We start from the raw sequence: 22,909 nt of genomic DNA on the forward strand, positions 1-22,909 counted from the left end.
ATGGAAAAATTATGGAGTGGCCGCTTTCAAGCTCAAAGTGAGGACTGGGTCAACAGCTTCGGTGCCTCAATTCCCTTTGATTACCAATTGGCCCATGAAGACATCGCTGGCAGCATCGCCCACGTAACGATGCTTGCCACTTGTGGCATTATTGCCAACGACGAGAAAGAGCAAATCATCACTGGCTTAGAGTCCATTGACCAGCAAATCGCAGAAGGTCAATTCGACTTTACACTAGCTCATGAAGACATTCATTTAAACATCGAAAAAGCCTTACACGACCAAATCGGTCCAGTGGCTGGCAAGCTCCATACCGCTCGTAGTCGAAATGATCAAGTCGCCACCGATATGCATCTCTATTTGAAGCAACAAGTGGGAATGATTATTGAAAAACTAAACAACTTGCAACAGGTATTAGTCAATAAAGCCAGTCAACATGTTGAGACCTTAATGCCTGGCTATACCCACTTGCAACATGCTCAGCCAATTTCCTTTGGTCATCATCTACTCGCCTACTATAGCATGCTGAGTCGCGATCAAGCTCGTTTAACGGAAAGTTTAAAACGAATCGATATCTCACCTCTGGGCTGTGCGGCATTAGCCGGCACCACCTTTCCCATTGATCGCCAGCAAACAGCCGACTTACTTGGCTTTAGTGCCATTTACGATAATAGCCTAGACGGTGTCAGCGACCGTGATTTTATCATTGAATTTCTAAGCAACAGCGCCTTAATTATGATGCACTTATCTCGCCTTTGTGAAGAACTGATTCTTTGGAGTTCTTTTGAATTTCAATTTATCGAAATGGCCGATCAATACGCTACCGGCAGTTCCATTATGCCTCAGAAAAAAAACCCGGATTATGCTGAACTAATTCGTGGCAAAACAGGCCGTGTTTACGGTAATTTATTTGGCTTGTTAACCGTCTTAAAAGGAACCCCACTGACTTACAATAAAGACTTGCAAGAAGACAAAGAAGGCATGTTTGATGCTGTTAAAACCGTTTCAGTCAGCCTTGATGTCATGGCTGGAATGATCGACTCCATGGCCGTTAATGTGGAAACCATGGAGCATTCAACCGAAAAAGACTTTTCAAATGCCACCGAGTTGGCGGATTACTTGGCTAATCATGGGATTCCATTTAGAGAAGCCCATGAAATCGTCGGCAAACTTGTCTACAGCTGTATTCAACAAGGCATCTTTTTACAGGATGTCAGCCTGAGTGATTATCAAGCCATATCACCCGTCATTAAAGCTGATATCTATGACGTTCTGGCTTCCCGAACCGCCATGAACCGTCGCAATTCCTACGGTGGAACAGGCAGCCAACAAGTCAAAGACTCCATTAAGCGAGCGCAAGCTGCTCTGGCAAAATAAACACCCCTAACCAAAAACGACAGATTTCTGCTTCGTTTTTGGTCTTTTATTATCTCCCATCTCCTATTGAAACCTAGGAAGTGAGGGATTATGATTTGAAAAAGCAATCTGTATTGGAGGAGACTTATGGTAATCAAAAAAATGAAAGTTATACTGTTACTCGGTTTATGGTTTCTAACCCTGCCCGTTTCCACCGCCTTTGGTGCTGAAAGTGATCCATTTTATGACAAGGTAATGAACAGTGGCGAGTTAGTTGTGGGACTTTCGGCTGGCTACGCACCTTACGAATTTCACGCCACAGTCAACGGCAAAGACACCATTGTTGGTTTTGATATTGCTATTGCCGAAAAAGTGGCCAAAGACATGGGCGTTAAACTGCGGATTGTGGAGTTAAACTTCGACGCCTTGTTAGGGGCTTTAAAAACAGGTAAAATCGACGTGATAATCTCAGGGATGTCACCGACTCCAGAACGATTGAAAGAAGTTAACTTTTCCCGTTCCTATATGGAAGTCGAACAAAAAGTTCTGATTCGAAAAAAAGACCGAGATAAGTATCAAAGTGTCAATGACTTTAATCAAATCAAAGTCGGCGTCCAAAAACAATCCACCCAAGAAGCTTTAGCCGACAAAGAATTAAGCGGCAGTCAGCTAGTTTCTCTAGCTAAAGGCGCAGATGTGGTTCTCAATCTGCAAAATAAAAAAGTCGATGCCGCCGTTTTGGAAAGTGTTGTGGCTGAAGCTTATGCCTCTCAGGACAGTCAGTTACTCGTCTCCGACATCGCATTTGCTGATGGCCAAAAAGAAACAGCCATTGCGATTCCCAAAGACGCACCTGTTTTGGAAGGAAAAATTAACGACTCTATCGACACGATTATTGCTGAAAAGTTATTGCCGGGCTATCAAAAAGAGGCTAATCAACTCATGTTTCAAAAAGAGAGTTTTTTTAAGAAATACTATTCCTATTTCTTAAAAGGAACTGTAACGACTATTCTCCTGGCCCTTTTCGGAGTTTTAGTCGGTTCGATCATGGGCTCATTCCTAGCCGTAATGAAACGAGCCAAAACGATCATTCCTCGTGGGATTGCTAGTGTCTATATTGAATTCGTTAGAGGCACCCCTCTCTTGGCGCAGATTTTTTTAGTCTATTTTGGTTCCACTGTTTTCGGCTTGGAATTAAATGCCTTCACTGCTGGTTGTGTCGCATTGGCACTTAACAGCGGCGCCTATGTGGCAGAAATCATTCGCGCCGGACTTAATTCTGTTGATAAAGGCCAGACTGAGGCAGCACGCTCTTTGGGAATGGACAGCAAACAAACCTTGCGCTTTATTTTATTCCCACAGGCCATTAAAAACATCTTACCTGCTTTGGGAAATGAATTTGTTACCATTATTAAAGAATCCTCAGTGGTCTCAGTTATTGGGGTATCTGAATTAATGTTTCAAGCTGGTGTGGTTCAAGGAGCCAGTTTTAAACCTTTTTTACCGATTCTATGTATTTCTTTGATTTATTTTGTTCTGACTTTTACCCTATCCCGCTTAGTCGGTTTGCTTGAAAAAAAATTGGCTCTCAGTGATTAGTAGATTTGCAATTCCGTCATTCTCAGAAAAATGTATATATTCATTTGAAATTGAATAAATCCAACCAAAAACAGAAATGTCAGGGATTAAGTTGCATATTTTTTCATTTCATCATATAATATCTTATATTTAAACAATTATGCAGACGAGATGTAACTTCATTTTTTAGGGAATTATTTCGCAGAATGCATATAGATTAGGGGAATTATAATGAAAAGAAAACTAGTTAGCTTCGCGCTAACACTGGCGGTCCTTGTCTTTGGTACAACGACTGTCAAAGCTGATGAAAGTGATCCCGTGCTGGATCGCATTAAAGAGACAGGAAAGTTAACGATTGGTCTGTCCGCCGACTATCCTCCTTATGAATTTCATGCCACTGTTAATGGCAAAGATAAAGTGGTCGGAGCTGATATCTCCATGGGTCAAAAAATTGCCGATGATTTAGGAGTTGATCTGGCTATCGAAGAATTAGGCTTTGATGCTCTTCTTGGGGCCTTAAAGACCGGTAAAATCGATCTGATTATTTCAGGAATGTCACCTACGCCTGAGCGTCAGAAAGAAGTCAATTTTTCTGATTCTTACATTACAATCAATCAAAAAGTGGTCGTCCGCAAAGCCGACAAAGATATCTTCACTACGGTCAACGATTTTGACGGCTTGAAAGTAGCCGCTCAAAAACAAACCACTCAAGAAGAACTGGCTAAAACGGAATTAACTGGCGCCTCTGTTGTGTCTCTTCAAAAGGTCACAGATATTGTTTTGAACTTGCAAAATAAAAAAGTCGACGGGGCAGTAATTGAAGGCCCAGTAGCCGAAGCCTATGTGTCACAAAACCCAAGCTTAGCATTGACTGACATTACCTTTGAAAATGGACAAGCCGACATGGCCATTGCCGTTTCAAAAGATGCACCGGTTTTATTACAACGGGTCAATGAAACAGTTAAAGTCATTCAAGATGAAAACTTAATGGAAGATTATAAAAAAGAAGCGGGTAAATTAATGTTTAGCGAAGAAAGCTTCTTTAAAAAATATGGCTTTAACTATGTAAAAGGTGCTGGTTACACCATCTTCCTCGCTTTTGCTGGTGTCCTAGCTGGTGCGATTATCGGCGCTGGCTTGGCCTTGATGAAATTGTCTAAAACCAAACCACTAAAATGGTTGGCGGTCATCTACATTGAATACGTCCGCGGAACCCCATTACTGGTCCAAATATTTTTAGTTTACTTCGGCTCAACTGCTTTAAATTTAAATGTCAATGCCTTAACGGCTGGTTGTATCGCTCTAGCTCTTAATAGTGGCGCCTACGTGGCAGAAATTATCCGCGCCGGCATTAACGCTGTTAATAAAGGTCAATTAGAAGCGGCTCGTTCACTAGGAATGAACCAACTAGAAGCCATGCGCTTTATCATCATGCCTCAAGCGATTAAGAATATCTTACCCGCTTTGGGAAATGAATTCGTCACCGTTATAAAAGAATCCTCTGTCGTATCTGTTATCGGCGTATCTGAATTAATGTTCCAAGCAGGCGTCGTTCAAGGTGCCAGTTTCAAACCATTTTTACCGATAGTTCTCGTATCGATGGTCTACTTTGTGTTAACATTTACCCTATCTCGTTTAGTCGGGGTAGCTGAAAGGAGAATGAGTACAAGTGATTAAAATTTCTAATTTACATAAAAGCTTTGATAAAAATGAGGTGCTAAAAGGCATTGATTTAGACATAAAGGCCGGCGAGGTCGTGGTTATTATCGGCCCTTCAGGAAGTGGTAAAAGTACCTTTCTCCGTTGCTTAAACTTGTTAGAAGAACCGACAAGTGGCACAATTGAATTTGAAGGACAAGACTTAACCGATAAAAAAACGGATATTAACCAACTGCGCCAGAAGATGGGCATGGTTTTCCAAAGTTTTAACCTCTTCCCTCATAAAACCGTCTTAGATAATTTAACGATTAGTCCGATTCAAGTTAAAAAGCAAAGCAAAGAAGAGGCTGAGAAAAAAGCCACTGAGTTATTAGCCAAAGTCGGTCTCCAAGATAAAGCAACAAGCTTCCCTAGCAGCTTATCAGGTGGACAACAACAACGGGTGGCCATTGCCAGAGCCTTAGCCATGGATCCTGATGTGATGTTGTTCGATGAACCCACTTCTGCCCTTGACCCAGAAATGGTTGGCGAAGTATTAGCCGTTATGAAATCACTGGCTGAATCTGGGATGACCATGGCCATTGTCACCCATGAAATGGGCTTTGCTAAAGAAGTTGCCGACCGAGTGATCTTTATGGATGCCGGCATTATTCAAGAAGAAGGCACACCGGAAGAAATCTTCGGTAACCCTCAAAACCCACGTACACAAGACTTCTTAAGTAAAGTCTTATAAAAATAAAAAGCAGTGACTCACGTTCGTGTGAGTCACTGCTTTTTATTTTAACCTGCTCTAAACTTCTCTAAGCCATAGATCGCTTCACTAACCACTTCCGGGGTAATCTCTTCTTTCATAAAATGAATGGGCTCTCCTGAGGCAGCTGCCTTCTCACTGACTAAGCCCACTTCTTCAATCGTCAAATCCAATCCTAGCTCATGTAAAGACGTTGGCAACCCTAATTCTTCATAAAATGGCAGCAAGGATTCCAGTTCATCCCATTTCCCCTGGATTAGTAGCTGGACTAAAATTCCATAAGCCACCTTATTTCCATGAAGCTGTTGACCCGATTCAGGAAGATACGTTAACGCATCGTGAATCGAGTGAGCGCCAGATGAACGGCCATATTCATCGCCAAAGCCACCGACCATCCCTGCCACCATAATAATGGTCTCGATCACATCAACAAAGGCTTTATTTAAGGTTTGATTTTCCAGTGCCTCAACTGCTTCACGGCCCTTAGCCAGTAAGACGTGTTGGCATTTTTTAGCGGCAAAATGGGCCACTTCCACCTCTAAAGGCAAGTTTCGGCGATGACTAATAATCGCATCCGCCTCGTACCACTTAGCTAGAGTGTCACCAATTCCAGCTACCAGCAACTCTTTTGGTGAATCTAAAATCACTTCTGGATCAATTAATGTCAATGCAATGGCACGATTATAATAATCCATCCGTTTCAAGCTGCCTTGTTCATCGTAAATCACACTTAAAGGCGTGTAAGCCGCACAGGTCGAGGCGAGAGTCGGTAACATAACGACTGGCAACAATAAATTAAAGGCCACCCCTTTAGCTAAGTCTGAGACCTTCCCACCACCAACCGCCATGATACAATCCACATCCTGAGCAGTGGCAATTCCTTCAAAATAGGCAATATTCTCATCCGTACACTTTTTGCGGTAATCATAAAACATAAACTCAATCGCCGTATCTGTCGGGAAATGCTTTTTCGCCACTTCCCATGACGCTTGTCCATGTAATACTAATACTTTTTTTAGTTGTCTTTTGGTTAGTTCTGCTTCTAGCTCCTGCCATGCACCAACGCCACAAATAAATTCTTGGGGCCCACTTTTAACACTCAAAAAGTTCTTCATCTCACTACCTCCACCTTCATCTATTCATAAAACTCAATATTTTAGCTGTTGATTTACATTATACCGTTTATCCAACAATTTTTCACTACTTTCGTAACGTTTTTTTATTCACACAGCAAATAACTATTGAATATTTATGCAAAATAAGATACAATCAATTTTATAGTTAAAGGCATCTCAGTCTTGAACATCTGGGTATCCGCCAAAAGAATAGGAGAGTCACGTTATGAAAAAGAATACATCGAAAATTTTATCCGCAATCATTATTGCCATTGCCCTGTTAATCAGCTCAGTTCCAGTACAAGCTGCTGAAACCGATTCTTATTATGACAACATTCAGAAAAAAGGGGAGCTGGTTGTAGGGCTATCTGCCGACTACCCGCCATACGAATTCCATGCCACAGTTGATGGAAAGGATACAGTTGTCGGATTTGATATCGCCATCGCCCAGAAAATTGCCGATGATATGGGTGTGAAATTGAAAATACAAGAATTAGGATTCGACGCCTTACTAGGTTCCTTACAAACTGGTAAAATAGATATTATTATATCAGGAATGTCCCCAACGCCCGAGCGCTTAAAAGAAGTTAATTTTTCAAATACTTACATGTATGTTCAACAAAAAGTCGTCATTCGCAAAGAGGATGCTGACAAGTTCAAAACAACTGCAGATTTTAACGGTGTTGGTGTGGCCGCTCAAAAACAAACAACCCAAGAAGAATTGGCTCAAACTGAATTAACGGGATCAAAAGTGACCTCCCTACAAAAAGTACCTGAGATGATTTTAAGTCTACAAAATAAAAAAGTAGACGCTCTAGTTCTGGAAGGTCCTGTTGCTGAGGCTTACTTATTACAAGATAAACGTTTGATTGCCAGTGACGTAGAATTTGAAAATGGCAATAAAGAAACAGCGATTGCCTTACCAAAAGAAGCTCCTGTTCTAGAAGAAAAAATCAATGGGACACTAGCTGATATTGAAAAACAAGACCTAATGCCTGGCTACATTGAAGAAGCCAGTAACTTAATGTTTAATGAAGAAAGTTTTTTCCGAAAATATGGCTCCTACTACTTAAAAGGCGCAGGTTTCACTATTTTAATCGCCTTTGTAGGTGTGCTTTTTGGTTCAATAGTCGGTGGCCTATTAGCTTTATTAAAACTATCTAAAAATAAACTGTTGCGCTTTATTGCCATGGCTTATATTGAATACGTTCGCGGCACCCCCCTTTTAGTCCAAATATTCTTAGTTTATTTTGGCTCAACTGTCATCGGTCTTGAATTAAATGCAATTGTTTCCGGCTGTGTTGCCATGGCGCTTAACAGCGGTGCTTATGTGGCTGAGATTATTCGTGCAGGAATTAACGGCGTGCCAAAAGGCCAAGTCGAAGCCTCTCGCAGTTTAGGTATGAACCAACGACAAGCCATGCAATTTATCATTTTACCACAAGCCATAAAAAACATTTTACCAGCACTAGGCAATGAGTTTGTCACCATTATTAAAGAATCATCCGTTATGTCCGTTATTGGCGTATCTGAGCTAATGTTCCAATCAGGGGTGGTTCAGGGAGCTAGCTTTAAGCCTTTCTTGCCAATCGTGATCGCCTCATTGATTTATTTTGTTTTAACCTTTAGTCTCTCTCGCTTATTAGCTGTATTTGAGAAAAAAATGAGTGCTAGCGACGCTTAATAAGCTAACATTGAGTGTTTAACAGAAAGGAATTTTATTATGATGTTTATCGAAGTTGCCAAAAAATTTCAAGAACCTGAGCAAAATTTATTAATGGAAATTGCCACCTTAGCAAAAGCAACACCTGACCTGATTGATTTGTCACTAGGTGACCCTGATATTACCACTGACGAAGCCATTATCAATGCTAGCATGGTTGACGCCAAAGCTGGCCATACTCACTACACCGCTTCTGATGGTAGCCAAGAATTTTTAGAAGCCGTCGTGAATTTTTATCAACGACATTACGGATTGCATTTTGAAATTGACCAAATACGAGGAACAGTTGGTGCCTTGCACGGGATGTATTTAACCATGCAAGCCCTTCTTAACCCAGGAGACGAGGTCATCATCCATGAACCTTATTTCTCGCCCTACAAGGACCAGATTGTTTTAGCTGGTGGTCAGCCCGTCATTGTACCGACCTTTGAAGAAGACGGGTTCCAATTGAACTTATCTTTACTGGAAAAAGCCATTACGCCTAAGACAAAAGCAATTATCATTAACTCGCCTAATAATCCCACAGGAGCTGTTTTTTCTGATGATACCCTAAAAGGGATTGCCGACCTGGCCAAACAGCACAATTTTGTTGTTTTAGCCGACGAAGTCTATGAAGCCTTCTGTTATGAGCAAGAGTATACGCCCATGGCAACTTTCGCTCCTGACCATACGATTACCTTTAGCAGTTTTTCCAAAACCTTTGCCATGACCGGCTGGCGTATTGGTTATATGATTTCACCGGTACACGTTAATCAAGTCATAAAACAAATCAATGAAAGTGTCACCTATTCGGCACCGACTCTTTCTCAACAAGCAGGTATCTATGCCTTAAACCATTATCAAACCTTCGCAGAACAAACTAAAGAGCTTTTTGCAGAGCGGTTGTCTTACATCGAAAAGCGGATCAGCATGATTCCTTTTCTATCACTGACTCCTGTTAAAGGCAGTATCTATGCCTTCGTTAATATTGAAAAAACTGGCCTAACTTCTGTTCCTTTTACGGAAAAACTAGTGAAAGAGACACAAGTACTAGTCATTCCCGGTGAAGCCTTTGGCGACTCTGGCAAAAACTATGTGCGAATTGCTGCCACACAGGATTTAACTCAGTTAAAAGAAGCCTTTGATCGCATTGAACAACTAAGTTAGTCTTAAAGACACCGCCTACTGACGGTGTCTTTTTTTGAATCAACCAGTCACCATGTCTCTAACACCCAATCCTAATTACTACAGTAATCTTTCAACTTCTTGTATAATATAACTAACAAGAAGCTGATGTTGAGGTCAGTGCGTGACAATTAATTGGAGATGAAAAAAGACTAGAGAACGTTGAGGTGTTGAGTATGAGATGGCGTGGCGACAAGCAAAGTAAAAACATTGAAGATCGAACAGGTAGTAGCAGTGGAGGCGGACTTCCTTCAGGTAATTTAATTAAGGGGGGAGGCATTGGTACCATCATTGTGTTAGCTTTGGTTTTCCTGTTTAGTGGCGGTGATTTATCATCTGTTTTAAACTCCCTTTCCCCTGGAACTGGCAGTACGACTCCACAGCCACAATCTGAGGAAATGATTGAGCGCAAGGAATTTGTTTCTGTTGTTTTCGCACATCTGGAAGATTATTGGGGAGAAGAGTTTGCTGAAGCGGGGAAAAGTTATCAACAACCGACGATGGTTTTCTTTTCCGGCAATGTTCAAACAGCCTGTGGGCCTGCCACATCAGCTGTAGGTCCCTTTTATTGTCCGGGAGACCAAGATGTTTACCTCGACCTTTCCTTTATGGATGAATTAGCAACTGATTTTGATGCCAGTGGCGATTTTGCTATGGCTTATGTGGTCGCTCATGAAGTGGGCCACCATGTCCAGCAACAGCTCGGAGTTTCAAAACAAGTTCAAGCACTTCGCAATAAATTATCGGAACAAGAATATAATCAATACCAAGTTCGGATGGAACTTCAAGCCGATTATTACGCCGGCGCTTGGGCCAAGTACATCGAAGGTCAAACCTTTGAAGGTCAACCGATTTTAGAAATTGGCGATATTGACGAAGCCTTAGTAGCTGCGAACAGCATTGGCGATGATACCCTGCAAATGAAAGCCCAAGGTTATGTGGTGCCTGAGCGATATACTCATGGTACATCACAACAACGTAAAAGCTGGTTTGCCCGCGGTTATGAATACGGCGATTTTCAACACGGTGACACCTTTAACACCAGAAACTTGAATCTAAACTAAAAAAATGCCTGACACTTTTGTTCGTGTCAGGCATTTTTCAATGTTATAAATTCAAAACTAATTACCTCACTTGATAAAATTGGTCATCTTCAGGATTCACTTGAAGAACAAAAGAAATTTTTCCCAAAAGTGTGGTTTTATAATGCTCAACCTCATCTTCCCCTATTTGTACCACTAAACGCTTATTTCGTCGTGCAAGATGTGAGGCAACCCCAAACTTTTGGCAATAAAAGACTTCTTGCCTCAATTGTCTGCGATAGTGTCTCGTGACTTGTAAGCAATTATTTACTACTACGCCTGTCACTAACTGGCGTTTATAAGGTTTTAGACATTGGGTTTTGGCATCACTTAACTCAAATTGATAGGTGGCTAAAAATGATCGCACCTTATTAATAACTGTCCGAGGTTGAAAGTCGCCAGAAAAGGTCCTATCGTCGCAATAACGCGTATAGTTAATATGACGGTTTTCACACCACTGCCCCATATAATCATCAAAGGAGCGCATGACCCTATTAGAAATAACAGGCGATGTCGGTGCGCCTTGAGGCAGTGTCGCTCGGAAACAACAGAGAGACGTCAACAACATTTGGAAGTCAGGAGGGTAATAATAGTTGGGAAATGCACTGGCCATCACTTGATTAAACTGAATACTCCAAAAAAAGTCTTCAATATCCAATTTTAACACCTGTGCCTGACCCAGATGTGGGCGGGCATTCTCAGCTAGCGTCGCCCTTTTATGATAAGCGGTGGCATAAGGCGGTAATGTTAGTTGACTCAAAAAATGCTTTAAAAGGTTCCGTTGAACTTATTTTAATAACCGATCCGGGGCATAAATTTGCCTAATGTCACCATTTTTCTTATGGGACGGGATTAACTGATAATGAGAGTCCTGATGATTGGAAAGTGAATAGAGGGTGGCTAATTACTTCTGACGTGACCACTCTGGTGCTAATAGATTTAAGGATAAAAGCATCTCTTGAGACTGTTTAGCCGTATTATACTTCCATAAGGACATTTTTCTCACAAAGCTTCCCCCCAATGTAAACTAACAGAGACAATACAACAAAATGATTCCGAAGTGATGGAGCGGTACTATGGCAGAGCCGAAAGCACGCCTTGCGTGAGGATGTACACCACTATGTACATCGTCTAACACTACATATTCAGAATAGCGACTCGCCATTCCTCTAGTTTCCTAGAAAGGCTATTGTCTCTGTTATTTAGTTAAAATTATAGCCCCTTTTTCAACAATTAAAAAGGGGTAAACAGGAATCTTCACCTTGGAAAATATCTGTATTTACTTACTGTTGTTCTCGCCTAGCACGCATCTCCTTTTGTAATTTTTTTTGCGCTTTCTTTGACCCTCGTTCTAAATCCCGTTTTTCCTTACGATAACTGTAAGAAGTGAATAGACTATCTAAATCGTAATCAGAAGGATAAAGCTGAGCTGCTGGCAATTCAAGCTTAAGTCGTTTTTTAGGCACCTCAATTAACTCTTTGTTTAAGAGAATCGTGACTGTCTGTAATTTGACCTCTTCTGCAAAAACAATCGCCGTTTGACTGGTTTCCAAATAAAGAACCCGATCCCCTTTTGAAAAAGGCGGGGTTTCCTTTGTCTGATCGCTTACTAGAGACGCCATTTTAGGACGTTGTGGCCGTTTTTCCAAATGATACTCGCGATTATCCAAATAGTTCTGAGCCGTTTCAACCACTTTAATATTTAAAGCCATTTTATTCGCAATCCAAAACGCATTACTCTCTCCCGTCTCCCCCATAATTAACTCGTAACGGGGTGATAAAGTGGCTGCATCAAACGCCATGGCGGCGGTGATAAAATCAGGATGTAAAGTGGAATACCGTTTAATTTCGCCATAATGAGTCGTCGTGACGACGGTGCACCCCTTTTGATAGAATGCTTCCATAATCGCGATGGCCAATGCGGCTCCTTCATTTGGTTCTGTACCACTACCTAATTCATCGAGCAACACTAAACTATTGGCTTTAGCTTCTTTCATAATGGCAGAAATATTACTCATATGACCTGAAAAAGTACTCAGAGCATTTTCAATACTCTGTTGATCGCCAATGTCCACAAAAATCTGATCGTACAACGCAACTTCTGTTCCCTCAGCGGCCATAATCTGCATGCCAATCATCGTTTGCAAGGTGATAAGTCCCAGGGTTTTAAGGACGACTGTTTTGCCTCCAGCGTTAGGACCAGTAATCGTTAAGGCTTGGTATTCTTCACCTAAAGTCAAATTTAACGGAACAGCCGCCTCTCCCAGTAAAGTATGTTTCACACTAACAAAGTGAGTATAGCCATCTTTATTAATTTGCGGTTCCCGTCCATTTATATCCCGACTGTATTTACCTCGAGCGAAAATCACATCATATTCGGCTATAATGTCGATATTTAATTTCACAGTAGTCATCTGTTCGGCAATCATCCCTGTTAATGCCGATTGGATTTGATAGACCTCGCCACTCTCTGCTAATTTTAGGCCATACAACTTATCGTTAAGATTGGCCACGCCAGCCGGTTCAATAAACACTGTCGTTCCTTTGCTGGAAGTATCGACAATGGTGCCACTAATTTGATTTTTATACGTGGCTTTGATTGGAACCGTGAAACGTTCATTTTTCTTCACGATAATAAATTCTTGAATCTTACTTTTATTGCTACTGTTTCGCAGAAATTTGCCTAATTTTTCTTCGATCTCGCGCTCGCACTCCTGAATCCCTCTGCGGATTTTTCGTAGCTCACGGCTGGCTTCTGTATCCACTTGATTATTGCGGATTGTTTGATAAATCTCATCCTCTACGCCAGTAAACGTTTGAATGGCTAAGCTGTAATTGGCCAATAAAGGGGAAATACTTTTATTTTTTTCCATAAATTGTTGAATTAGACGACCGCTACGCAGGAAATCAGCGTAATCAATCAATTCATGCGGCTCTAGAATAAACCCTTTCTCCACTTGATTCGTCAGGTGTTCGATATTACTTAAGCCCATAAAGGGAACATGCAAATTAGCTAATAACAAGGTTTTCGCTTCCGCTGTTTCAGTTAATCGATTTTTTACGATTCCCAGATGACTGCTTGGTGTCAGTGTTTCCACCCTTTTTTTCCCATAAGAACTAATGGCATAGCCTTTAAGTTGTTCAATAACTTGATTAAATTGTGTTTTTTCGATTGTTTCTTGATTCATGATGTTCTCCTTAATCACAATAGCAGCTGGACCGCTATTTATCAGTTTTTTTGTTCATTCCTGTTAGTCCCTAGAGTCTAGTGCTAGCCCTTTAGGACAGGATTAGTTTATCGGTTGATTGTGGCTAACTAGGCAGCTACCTTAAAGATACTCATTTGTATTTTGAATGAGTAGGATAACGAAAAAGAGCCAAGGATAAATTCCCTAGCTCAAATAAACTATAAAAAAATAGTCCTTCTTCTTGAGTAAGTTCAGTATCTTTTGAGGTCACTAAATAAATGTCCCTTCGAACAAAATTTATTTAGTCTTTAATTACCTAGTTAGATACCGCTACACTCACAAAAAGCACTCCTGATTGATTTATTGGTTATTCTTATGACATTCAAAATAGTCACTCAACAAAAGTATACAATGTTTTTAATCAAACGTCAATTTAATTTAACCTACTTTTAGTTAAGATATCTCCAATTCAGGGGCTTTTAACACCCATTTTCTTGATTTATGTTATACTTATATCAAGGAGATGATAGATTATGGCCCGTAAAGACAGATCGATTGTCAGTATAAAAAATGATATTTTAACTTCCAGACTTTATGTTGAGGAAGGAAAACTCATCGTGATTCAAAACAACTCTGAACGAGTAGTATACGAGGGTGTTGATTTTTTTGATCTCACGATTGAAGGAACGACCTTAATCTTAAACTTCTCGGTCTTAGATGAATCTGAAAAATATGATCATTCTCTTGATCTTTCATTTGTCAATAACGTGAATCAGGTAAACGTTCAACTACAATAAAAAAAGAGACAAAGGACAGCCGCCCTTTGTCTCTTTTTTAATCCTTGCGATACGTTAAGCCAATCCCTTTAATAAAATTACGAGCAAAGTTATCCCCGCACATTTGGTAATTGCGATGGCCTTCTTTTCTCAAAATGGCACCTAATTCACTTTCCGTCACCGTTAACCCTGACTTACCGATAATCTCGACCATGTCTGTACTTGTTAAGGCCAAAGCAATTTTCAGTTTTTTCATCATGACGTTATTACCATTTTGATGAGTCATGCCCAATGGAGCTGGCTTCTCGACTTCACCTGGTTTTAATGGTCGCTTGCCACGTTTAAATGTGATTAGCCCATTATAAAAAGTTTCAAGTGTTTTGTTATCAATATCCACTTCATATAAATTTTCAGGGTACTTCTCATCTTCTGTTGCCGGGTTAGGCACTCTTTTTAGGAATAGAGCCACCTCTTCTTTACTTAATGTCATACCGCCTAGTTCAAATATTTGGACCATTTCTGGATCTTTAATATCAAGGGCATATCTCAGTCTGACAAGTTTATCATTGTTATTCATATCCGCACCTACCTTATTCAAAAGTTTTAGCGCCGCCTCTTGCCTTAGCAAAGGTCAGTCGCAAAACCAGACATTTATTGTCTCTGTTTTAGTATAATACGAATGGCCTGAGAATGCACCACTATTTATTATTTATAATAATTCTTTTGCCAATAAACGGTATGTTTGAAGTCTTTTTTCTTGGCTGTGAGTAATACTAACAATCATCGCTTCATCAAAACCAAATTGCTCCCCTTCTTGACTGAGTTTGTCACTAATCAATTTAGGCGTCCCAATCAGATGACGATGATGACGGTCATCCGCTAATTTCATCTTATCCACCTCTGTTAGACGCCGTTTAATGTCTTGAGCCCCTTCTGGCGTTAAGAAATCTAACTTGCCGCCTTTGGACAGCATCAGACGGTGAATTTCAACCGGTCCCGCTTCATAATCCGCTTCTTCCTGAGTCTCCGCCACCGTCGTCATATACGCCACATTAATTTCTGGTTTTTCTGCATAATAAGAGGGCTCAAAAAAATTACGATACGTATCAAATATCTCTTTCGTCATGCCACCCATAAAAAATTGCGCAAACGAATAGCTAATCCCCATTCGACCAGCTTCCATGGCGCTGTTGCCGCTGGAACCTAAGAGCCAGGCTTCGGGCAAACTAACCTTTACTGGGGAAGCCAATGTCTCCATGTAAATTAAATCTTCAGGCTGCTGATCACGAATCAGATCCAAGGTGATCAGCAATTTTCGATACATATCGTCATGTTTGACCATATTCCCTGAAGCTAAGGCCTTTGCTGAACGCATATCACCACCTGGTGCCCGACCAACACCAAAATCGATTCGCCCAGGTGCTAAGGCACTCAACGTTTTAAATACTTCAGCCATTTTTAAAGGTGAGTAATGCATCATCATGGTACCACCCGTCCCAAGACGAATATTTTTTGTGACTGCTGCTGCATAGGCGGTAATAATTTCTGGTGCCGAACTGGCGTAGCTTGCACCTCCGTGATGCTCGGCAAACCACATCCGTTCAAAGCCAAGTTCATCTGCCAATTGTGCTAATTCTATGGCTTTCTCAACCGCTCCAACGGCAGTCTTACCTTCCGTTACCGGTAACTGGTCTAATACACTTAATTTCATTTTGTCCTCCTTAAATTAGGTCTTCTATCATTATAACTAATTTAAAGTAAGAAAGATAACAATTGGATTAGCGAATCTTTAAGGCATGTCAAATTTCCACATTTCCAATTTTCCTCCAAGATTTCCTTTTTTGGCTATAGATTCCCATTTTCAAAAGATAATTAATTTATTTACCTTTTTACAATAATAAATTGAGTTCTTCATCGATTTGATTTGGCTATAATAACACCTGACTTCTACCTAAAAAGATCTATAAAACCTGTTCTTTGTATGAAAAAAATAATTGAGTTTCGTTTTTGTGTTATATGACAACATTTCCAGACTCGCTGCAATCAGCAAAATAATGATTATCCTCAACAAATAATCATGAAACATGACAGTAACAGCTATAACAATATACTGCTTTCCGAGCCTATTTAACTAACTTACAGTGGCGAAATGTTCTGCCATCTTAATCTCTATCAACTTATTACTGATGAGGTATTTTGTCATAAACCATAATCCCCTATTCCCCCCAAAGCATAAAAAACGTAAAAACAACTAAGTTACCAACTCTTAATCAACACAATAAGTTTAATAGTATAATAAAAAACATAAGGAAATTAGTATTATCCAATCGAAGCTAGTTATTAAATTTTTTTTTTGCTAAAAAGGATAAATTGGAAATCTGGAAATTTGCCTTAACATATATTTGAGTTAATAATGAAATTAGCTAATTAAACGTTTTTAAAACAATTAATTGAAGTCCATAACTAGATGCGTTCGAATGCGACCTTATTATTTTTTATTGTCATTTTAACCGACAACTATTAGCATAACTAGGAATCTATCTCATTTCAGCAAAATGTATACAAAATCAGACATGCGATAAACAACAGCTTGAAAACTTATGAATCTGTTTCATTTCGGATATATGCTAATTACAGCTCCTAATCAAATTTCTAACAGAACAATTCGCTCACAAAAAATGGGTGCAAATTGGTTACATAGCCATTTATTCTTTTGCATTTAGAATAACAAAAAAATAGAATCTGATAGTTTTAAGCATGTCAACCACTGTCAGTTCTATTTCCTAAATGAACTCTAATCAAGAAATCAATACGCAACTAACAAATAACTACAGGCACTCTTCCTTATAAACTAACATTTTTCTAAAACTCTCTTGCCAGTTCGAGCTCAACAGAGGTCGTTGGCGAATTTTCGGCTGGTGCCTCAAAATAAACAATGCTATTGTAGCCCATCGATACCCAAAAAGCCAACCCAAAATAATTTGAACCTGACACGAGTAGTTCGGATTGACTAATTCCTTTCTTTTTATAAATCGCGTCAAAAGCTAAGAGAGCTTCTTTCCCAATTCCTCTTCGTTTAAAGTCATCTCCGATATAAAAATGGAGAATATAATAATAGATCTTGGGTTTCTCCAATATCCAGGCATAACCAGCAACATCATTACCATAATAAATCGTATAGCAAGTTACCACTTCTTCTGGAGGAACACCAATATGCTCTCTAATATCTTCTAATGGCTTTAAAGGCCTTCTTCCTTCTACCTGCATAAAATGTGGACAGGCTTCTTCATATAAAAAACTCAAACTCGTTTTCTCTTGGAAAACGGACTGTGATACTCTTATTTTTTTCATTTTTTCTCTCCCTGACCTCATCCTTATTTAAGATAGGCTAGAATGTGGTTCATATTTCAGACTAATGGCTAAGTAAACTGGCGGTAAATAGAAACATAATAGTGACAATCGTTGCCAAAGTCCTTCCAATTGAAAGCCAAATAATTGTGACAATCCATTAATGGAAGAAAACAGGCAGGAAAGAAAAAATAAGCACAGGTACCTATTTTTGACCTTTGGCTCCCCATTCTTGCCAGACAAAATTCCTAATAGAAGTGGTACAAAAAGCATGCCAACGCTCCCAAAAAAGGAACCTACTTGATGGATAAACACGGAGACATTAAAACCGATATCTGCGCGATTCACACTAAATAATCCCGTCAGTATGCATTGGCCAATACCAAAAGCTGCCAAGGCAATAACTAATAAACTGGCTTTCGATTTTGAGACAGTCCGATACCGCTCATAAACTGTTGGCAAAGAAAGCAAAAGAATTGCGCCTGTGACAACCGCCGAGTAACGAAAAGCAGCTTCCACCGGGCTTCCTGCTTCACCTAAATCGCTAACAACTTGGTACAGAGATCGGTAGCTTGGGTAATAGAATGCCAACAGGTATGGAATCAAAAAATCACTCATTGAAAATGCCAATAAAAATAAATAGCCATTCTTTTTTAACATATTCATTCTCAGCCCCCTCGTACTAATTATCTTACTAACTTAATGATTTATCAAAACCATCTTAGAAAGAACATACCATATTATACTATAAACGACTTTGAAACAGCTACCTATCTAATTTTTTCGATTTTCTACAAAAAAAGACGACTTTTTTTACCACAAGTCGTCTTTTTAACTATTCTATAACACTAAACTTTAAGGCCTACTCTAAGAATTCAGCCATAATATGAGCAATGCCATCTTCATCATTCGTCAAAGTCACATGAGTTGCTATATCTTTTAATTCCTGAACAGCATTATCCATGGCAACCGCAAAACCAGCGTACTCCAGCATGGAACGATCATTATGACCATCTCCAACTGCCATCATTTCTTCTGGTTCAATTCCCATAGGCTGAAGAACTGCCGCTAAAGCTTGAGCTTTATCAACATTTTTCGCCGTAAATTCAAAATAGAAATCAGCAGTAAACATGGCATTTAATTCTTCTGCAAATGGAGCCATCATTTTTTGATGATTAGCAGCCAAATATGCTGGATCTCCTGCTGTTAATATTTTGCTTAGCTCATGATCGAGGAATTCAGCCAAATCCGCTTGCTCACAAAGTAAATAATTGCCACCTCGTGACTCGTACTCGATAATATTAATCTCTGTGCCTCGATAATTTATGGTATCAGCATAGACATTGTTAACATACATGTAGTTACCCTTATCAATCATTACCTTCACATCAAACTGCTTCATATGTTCTAGGACAGCTTTTCCTTCTGCAACCGTCATGGCACGACTGTAAAGCTCTTCCATTGTTTGGCAATCAATCACCTTTGCACCGTTATAAGAGACAAGCAACCCATGATGTTTGGCCATTTCTAGTTCTTCGGCATGTTGAATCATCCCAGTTGTTGGACGTCCAGAGGCCAGGACAAGTTTAACGCCATTTCTTTGGGCATCTATTAAGGCATCTTTTGTGCGCTTGCTTATTTTTTTATCACTGTTTAACAAAGTTCCGTCCATATCCAAAATAATCGCTTTAATCGTCATATATTTAGATCTCCTTTTCCTTAGTTCGTTACTATCATTGTATCATCAACTACCAACGATAGAAGTATCTCTCCAAAGATTGACATTATTTTTTCAAATAGCGAGGAGATCTTTGTCAATTTCGAAATATTATATCAGTTTTTTATTCATTTTTTGATAATTGGCTAATTTATAGCTAAGATTTTTTTCATAGTGATGATTAAAATAAATAGCATAGAGTGTGTCAAAGACCGTCAGTAAGGATAAGCGTGTTGAAAATGAAGACACTTTATCGTAATGATTTTCCACGGATGCCAGATAGAGTTTATGGGTAGCAAATTCAAGTAAAGGATTATCTTGAATCGAGGTAATTAGAATAATGGGGACCTTGTTTTCCTTTAGTAATTTGACCACTTCTCTAGTCGTTTGACCGCGTCCACCATATGAAACCACGATTGCCACATGAGTTTCATCACTATTAGCGGCAGATAAACGCTGGACATAATCTTCCTCTGGAACATTAATCAAGAGACCAATTTCCTGCATTTGAAACTTAAAGTTTTGAGCAAAAAACAAGTTGGCAGAAGCTGCGTAAACGTCGATTGTTTTCGCTTTTAGCAGCAATTTCCCGACCTCCAACAATTCATCAGGGTTTGAAAAACGGGCTGTTTCATCAATCGTGTACGAGTAAATTTTATTTAAATTGGTCATGATTTGATAAGGAGTATCAGACTCCACAATGGGATAGTCATAATCTATTTCAGCCTCTTGGTTAACGCTTCTGACACTGGAAGCCAATTCTATCTTTAATTCGGCAAAGCCATTCAGCCCCAGCTTATTGATTAAGCGATAAATCGTTGAAACAGAAACAAATGCCGCCTCTCCTAACTCGCCTGAACGATAGTTTATGACTTCTTTTGGGTTAGCGATTATATAGGCTACTAAGCTTTTTTCATTCGCAGTTAACTCTGTCAACTCTGACAGTTTCGTGATGATATTCATACGTCAATCTCCTTCACCAGATGTTGTTTTAATGTTAATAATCAAATTATACCATGTTTAACTGTCAGAAAAAGTCCTTGCTTGGGGGAATCAAGCATGCCATTTTACTCGCTAAATAACCAAGCAGAGAATAAAAAGCTTATTCCCTGCTTGGTTATTAGGTCATCGGGATTTCCAAGACCGTCTGATTTATGGCGCGCTCTTCTCCATAAAGCTTAACCACTACTTCTTCGCCTTCAACTATCCTCAATTGACTGAGTTCCTGACTGACTACCACTTCAATTAATTGCTCCTCATACGTGATCGTAAATCGATACCCTTGCCAATTTTTAGGAATCATTGGCGCAATCACTAATCCCTCGCCATCGGTTCTAACACCGCCAAACCCATAGACAATGTTCATCCAAGCTGCCGCTATCGAGGTTGTATGCAGTCCTTCCCGGGTATTTCGATTATAATTATCTAAGTCCATTCGAGTCGCAAAACCAAAAAAATCATAGGCTTCTTCTTTTTTGCCTAACTCCGCTGCCAATATGGAGTGAACCGATGGTGATAAGGACGATTCATGAATGGTTTTAGGCTCATAAAACTCATAATTAATTTTCTTTGATTGATAGGAAAAATCTTGATTGTGTAAAAATTGAAACATCAAGACATCAGGCTGTTTGATCATGTCATTCCGATATATCCGATCGTAAGACCAATGATTATATAATGGAAAGTCTTCAACTGGAATCTTATCAATCGGCAGATGAGGCAAATCGAAAAAGCCATCATGTTGCTCAATCACGCCTCTCTCATCGATCAATAACAAGGTTTCTTCTTCACAATGCCGCCAATTTTGGGCTTCTTCCTCGTTTAAGAACAGGTCATTTTTAAGCTCTTGATATCTTTCTGGTGCCTTTTCTTTTATTAGTGTCAACACTTCTAACGTATACTCAAAGGTTTTTTTTGCCATGTAATTTGTATAACCATTGTGATTTACCATCATTTGAAACTCATCAGGTCCCATCACGCCGTAAAAGCCAAATTTGCCAGTAGGACTCCAATCGCCTCGAGAGGCTAAGAATCGCGACATTTCAATTAGCATCTCAATTCCATGTTGAAACACGAAGGCCTGATCCCGTGAGACCTTAGCATAATGCCAAATTCCATAGGCAACACCGGTGCTGGGCTGAAATTGCAGACTGGCATGTTGCCACAAGGCGCTGGCCTCATTACCATTAAGGGTTGCGATTGGATAACAAGCCCCTTGACAATCCAGTTCTTTGGCTCGATGACGGGCTTGCTCCAAGGTGGAATAGCGAAACTCCAACAAATGACGAGCCGCTTTTAGATTAGTTAATAAATAGAAAGGCAGACAGCTCGTCTCCGTGTCCCAAAACGCATGACCGCCATAAGCTTCCCCAGTCAAGCCTTTTGCGCCAATATTATTAGTCGGATTTTGACCGTGATAGGTCTGCTGCATCTGGAAGATGCAATAGCGAATCCCTTGCTGATTAAGCTCGTCTCCTAAAATTTCGATGTCGTATTTTTGCCAGACATCTTCCCAATAACTTTTTTGTTTAATGACGGCGTGATCATAGCCTTCTGCCAACTGATTCTCTAGAGCGTCAATCCCTTTTTGCCAAAGTACCTCTGTTTCTTGCGATTGCTTATCAACTATATTAGTGACGTACTTTTGAATGGTAACGCCTTTCCCCTCTGCAAGTTTAACGTTTAACTTTCGGCCGATAAATTTATCCCTCTTCGTTATCACTGACGAAAGGGATTCATTGGTTCTGATGTCAAACCCACTAAAGATTTGTTGATTCGTTGTTAAGGTTTTGCCAATAACCCAGCCACCAAAAGAGGTCTCCCCCTTAGCTTGCTCCGTCCAAAAATTACCATTCTCAGATTGATGGATCGTATTAAAATCAAGACCTAATTCGACTTGAAGTTCTCCTTGAAAGTTCAAGGCTTCAACTTCCAACTGCTGGTAACCATAATAAGCCGATTCCATATGCAGAAACCGACGAAAGATTAGTTTTAGTCGTTTGCCATGATTAGTGGTCCAAATAAATTGCCGTTTCAATTGTCCTGTTTTAAAATCAAGCTCCCGATAAAAGGCCTCAATCTTAGAATGAGCTAAATCCAAGATTTCACCGTCTATTTCAATCTTCATCGACAACCAATCGACCCCATTGACCATAAAATGACTTCGCTTAATAATCCCCTTGTATTGAGCTTCTTGTTCTTTTAAGCTGTACTCATAAACACCATTAAAATAACTGCCCAATAAGCTTTCTCCGCTGTAACCTTCTTCAAAATAACCTCGGACACCTTGATATTCATTCCCTAAAGAAAAGATGGACTCTGATACTTCACTTCGCGAAGGGTCAAAACCCTTTTCACTAACCTTCCAAGGCTCCACTTGATAATAAACATCTGCTATTTTCGCCATACATTTCTCTCCCACTAAAAAACCACTGACATCCATGAGTCGTGGT

The 22,909-nt window shown here is 39.9% G+C and carries 18 protein-coding genes; 8 read left to right on the plus strand and 10 right to left on the minus strand.

Features of this window, described 5'->3' with window-relative positions; all coding sequences use genetic code 11:
* From argH to RWN13_RS14080, 4 genes are all read left to right on the plus strand, one after another.
* Positions 1 to 1,377 (plus strand): argininosuccinate lyase, encoded by a 1,377-nt coding sequence (gene argH, locus RWN13_RS14065; RefSeq protein WP_314064841.1) that lies wholly within the window; start codon positions 1 to 3, stop codon positions 1,375 to 1,377.
* Positions 1,378 to 1,503: 126 nt separating this feature from the next.
* A complete protein-coding gene (locus RWN13_RS14070) occupies positions 1,504 to 2,955 on the plus strand; it encodes an ABC transporter substrate-binding protein/permease (protein WP_314064843.1) in 1,452 nt (483 codons plus the stop codon).
* 210 nt (positions 2,956 to 3,165) lie between these two features.
* Entirely contained in the window at positions 3,166 to 4,611 is a 1,446-nt protein-coding gene (locus RWN13_RS14075; RefSeq protein ID WP_314064845.1) for an ABC transporter permease subunit, read from the plus strand.
* Positions 4,604 to 5,326 (plus strand): amino acid ABC transporter ATP-binding protein, encoded by a 723-nt coding sequence (locus tag RWN13_RS14080; RefSeq protein WP_314064848.1) that lies wholly within the window; start codon positions 4,604 to 4,606, stop codon positions 5,324 to 5,326. Before RWN13_RS14075 ends, RWN13_RS14080 begins: the two co-directional genes overlap by 8 nt.
* Positions 5,327 to 5,373: 47 nt before the next feature.
* On the opposite strand, the gene RWN13_RS14085 is transcribed toward RWN13_RS14080, so the two are convergent.
* Positions 5,374 to 6,459 (minus strand): iron-containing alcohol dehydrogenase family protein, encoded by a 1,086-nt coding sequence (locus RWN13_RS14085; RefSeq protein ID WP_314064849.1) that lies wholly within the window; start codon positions 6,457 to 6,459, stop codon positions 5,374 to 5,376.
* A 226-nt stretch (positions 6,460 to 6,685) separates the two neighbouring features.
* Here RWN13_RS14085 and RWN13_RS14090 point away from each other — a divergent pair, with 226 nt between their 5' ends.
* The 3 genes from RWN13_RS14090 to RWN13_RS14100 all read left to right on the plus strand — a co-directional run bounded on the left by RWN13_RS14090 (position 6,686) and on the right by RWN13_RS14100 (position 10,410).
* A complete protein-coding gene (locus RWN13_RS14090; protein ID WP_314064850.1) occupies positions 6,686 to 8,143 on the plus strand; it encodes an ABC transporter substrate-binding protein/permease in 1,458 nt (485 codons plus the stop codon).
* Positions 8,144 to 8,182: 39 nt separating this feature from the next.
* Entirely contained in the window at positions 8,183 to 9,328 is a 1,146-nt protein-coding gene (locus RWN13_RS14095; protein WP_314064852.1) for a pyridoxal phosphate-dependent aminotransferase, read from the plus strand.
* A 194-nt stretch (positions 9,329 to 9,522) separates the two neighbouring features.
* Positions 9,523 to 10,410: a neutral zinc metallopeptidase gene (locus RWN13_RS14100; protein WP_314064855.1), complete on the plus strand. Its 888-nt coding sequence runs from the start codon at positions 9,523 to 9,525 to the stop codon at positions 10,408 to 10,410.
* Between the two features lie 61 nt (positions 10,411 to 10,471).
* Here RWN13_RS14100 and RWN13_RS14105 read toward each other — a convergent pair whose 3' ends face one another.
* Both RWN13_RS14105 and RWN13_RS14110 read right to left on the minus strand, forming a co-directional pair.
* Positions 10,472 to 11,188 carry a reverse transcriptase family protein gene (locus RWN13_RS14105; RefSeq protein WP_314064858.1) on the minus strand — a complete coding sequence of 239 codons (717 nt, stop codon included), beginning with the start codon at positions 11,186 to 11,188 and terminating at the stop codon, positions 10,472 to 10,474.
* A gap of 523 nt (positions 11,189 to 11,711) precedes the next feature.
* The gene (locus RWN13_RS14110) at positions 11,712 to 13,616 is read right to left on the minus strand and encodes an endonuclease MutS2 (protein ID WP_314064861.1); all 1,905 of its coding nucleotides are present in this window, start codon (positions 13,614 to 13,616) and stop codon (positions 11,712 to 11,714) included.
* 533 nt (positions 13,617 to 14,149) lie between these two features.
* On the opposite strand from RWN13_RS14110, the gene RWN13_RS14115 reads away from it, so the two are divergent.
* Positions 14,150 to 14,413 carry a hypothetical protein gene (locus RWN13_RS14115; RefSeq protein ID WP_314064864.1) on the plus strand — a complete coding sequence of 88 codons (264 nt, stop codon included), beginning with the start codon at positions 14,150 to 14,152 and terminating at the stop codon, positions 14,411 to 14,413.
* Positions 14,414 to 14,450: 37 nt separating this feature from the next.
* On the opposite strand, the gene RWN13_RS14120 is transcribed toward RWN13_RS14115, so the two are convergent.
* The 7 genes from RWN13_RS14120 to RWN13_RS14150 form a co-directional block, all read right to left on the minus strand.
* Entirely contained in the window at positions 14,451 to 14,969 is a 519-nt protein-coding gene (locus RWN13_RS14120) for a DUF1456 family protein (protein WP_314064867.1), read from the minus strand.
* Between the two features lie 132 nt (positions 14,970 to 15,101).
* A complete protein-coding gene (locus RWN13_RS14125) occupies positions 15,102 to 16,103 on the minus strand; it encodes an MsnO8 family LLM class oxidoreductase (RefSeq protein WP_314064870.1) in 1,002 nt (333 codons plus the stop codon).
* 1,151 nt (positions 16,104 to 17,254) lie between these two features.
* Positions 17,255 to 17,743, minus strand: coding sequence for a GNAT family N-acetyltransferase (locus tag RWN13_RS14130; RefSeq protein ID WP_314064872.1), 489 nt, complete (start codon positions 17,741 to 17,743; stop codon positions 17,255 to 17,257).
* A gap of 27 nt (positions 17,744 to 17,770) precedes the next feature.
* Positions 17,771 to 18,406: a DUF998 domain-containing protein gene (locus RWN13_RS14135; protein ID WP_314064875.1), complete on the minus strand. Its 636-nt coding sequence runs from the start codon at positions 18,404 to 18,406 to the stop codon at positions 17,771 to 17,773.
* Positions 18,407 to 18,602: 196 nt separating this feature from the next.
* Positions 18,603 to 19,439, minus strand: coding sequence for a Cof-type HAD-IIB family hydrolase (locus RWN13_RS14140; RefSeq protein WP_314064878.1), 837 nt, complete (start codon positions 19,437 to 19,439; stop codon positions 18,603 to 18,605).
* 129 nt (positions 19,440 to 19,568) lie between these two features.
* Positions 19,569 to 20,420: a MurR/RpiR family transcriptional regulator gene (locus RWN13_RS14145; RefSeq protein ID WP_314064880.1), complete on the minus strand. Its 852-nt coding sequence runs from the start codon at positions 20,418 to 20,420 to the stop codon at positions 19,569 to 19,571.
* A 157-nt stretch (positions 20,421 to 20,577) separates the two neighbouring features.
* Positions 20,578 to 22,863 carry a glycosyl hydrolase family 65 protein gene (locus RWN13_RS14150; protein WP_314064883.1) on the minus strand — a complete coding sequence of 762 codons (2,286 nt, stop codon included), beginning with the start codon at positions 22,861 to 22,863 and terminating at the stop codon, positions 20,578 to 20,580.
* Positions 22,864 to 22,909 lie beyond the last annotated feature (46 nt).

Origin of the sequence: uncultured Vagococcus sp. (assembly GCF_963518325.1) — a bacterium.
GTDB lineage: Bacteria > Bacillota > Bacilli > Lactobacillales > Vagococcaceae > Vagococcus_D.